The organism is Paenibacillus sp. J22FR5 (genome assembly GCF_059691975.1).
In genome coordinates this window covers 1-1683 of record NZ_JCAUAN010000072.1, presented here as the reverse complement: position 1 = coordinate 1683, position 1683 = coordinate 1, and the positions used below count along the sequence as shown (strand labels likewise).

The following is a 1683-nucleotide window of genomic DNA, read 5'->3' as shown; positions in this document are numbered from 1 at the left end:
GAGGCCGCTGAAAAACGTCTGTTTTTAATTTTGTGAAGAGGACCTAAATAGATAAAGGCGAATTTCCATTCAATATCTGAATGAGAATTCGCCTTTATTATGGTTTTCTTCATGCTTTTTACTTTAGTAGCGTCAATATTCTTTTGAGATTGACAGTGAATATAGCCATTGCTCCTTGTAAGTGCATGCCAATGAGACCCGAGGAAGATGCCACATCATACCCGTGTCTGTGTTTTAGTTCACTATTTTTCGCTTCAATTTTGTAGCGCTCTTTTGCTTTCTCTTTGAAATGTTCACCTTCCTGGAAGGCTAGCTGTTCGCTATGCTCCGCTGATTTGATGCTGATCGAATAAGCTTTTGTTTTTGCCCCTTCTTTATAACAACCTTCTTTTAAAGGGCAATTTTTACATTTTTCAATATCAAAGTAATAGGAGTCTCTTTGGTTTTCCCCCATATTTTTTGTTCCCGTGCGCGCCCTGCGAATTGCCATATGTCCCGCTTTGCAAACGTACAGCCCTGCATCTTTATTAAACTCAAATTCATCTTCTTTTTTACGATTTCCTTGTGTAATTAAGGGATGTAATTTTGATACTAATTGCAATTCATTTTCATTGGCATATTGGATATTCTCTTTCTCAGAATAGGCAGTATCTCCAATGACCGTATCGATTTCCATGCCGGTTTTACGACTTTTCTCGATCAAGGATTGCAATTGTTTCCCATCACTTTTCTCTCCTGTTGTAATGATGGCAGCTGTAATAATACGTTCTTCATTCATGGCAATATGTGTTTTATAGCCAAAGAAAGAGGAGTCTGCCGTCTTGTGACCCACACGTGCGTCAGGATCATTCGAGAGTTGAAGGTGCTCTATGTGATCTTCAACCATTTCTTTCAAGTAATTCAGCTTTTCTTTTACCTTTGGATATTCGCGGAGAGCTTCTTCTTTTTCAACGGAATCAATTACTTTTTGACAATAGTCCAGTTCTTCCGCTAATTCGTTAGACGTTGTTTTTGGCGGGAACTTGCCCTTCATGTTTTCATCGATCTGGTACACTGATTTCCGTAACAGTTTGGACTTCACCTTCAATATCTCTATTGGTGATTGCTGATTAAATCGTGATTTCGTGTGAGTAGCATCCACAATTATTGAGCGGCTCTTAATGATTTCTTTTTCCAAAGCGATTGCCACTGTTTTTTGGATCAGCATGTCGAGAAGGTTCACATCTTTTAAGCGAAGTTTGCGAAACTTCGTAAGTGAACTGGGATCGATAACCCCGTCTTCCGGTGCCATATCTAAGAAATACTTGAGAGACATGTCATATTTCGAACGTTCCACGACATCTATATCAGATAAATCGAAGATTGATTTTAGTAGTAAATACTTGAACATTCGAATAGGTGGAACAGCATTTCGGCCATTGTCGAGGCAGTATTTATTCTGTAATTCTTCATGAACAAATGAAAAGTCTACGAGGTCATTAATTTGGCGTAACATATTATCTTTAGGTACTACGATATCGTAAATGGCCATAAATGGACTAAGAATAAGGGATTGTTGGTTTGAAATCATCCGAGACACCACCTGAAATTAATTAACTAAATTATACAGGAAAACAGGGTACCTTTCCTCAGAATTGAGGTAAGGTACCCTGTTTGTATGATTTGGACTTTTTCAGCGGCCTC

1 protein-coding gene is annotated in these 1683 nt (G+C 38.4%); it reads right to left on the bottom strand.

Going from position 1 to position 1683, the window contains the following annotated elements:
* Window positions 1-118: 118 nt before the first annotated feature.
* Complete coding sequence (locus AC58P7_RS33390; protein ID WP_497350356.1) at window positions 119-1570, bottom strand: IS1182 family transposase; 1452 nt, start codon at window positions 1568-1570, stop codon at window positions 119-121.
* Between the last annotated feature and the right edge of the window lie 113 nt (window positions 1571-1683).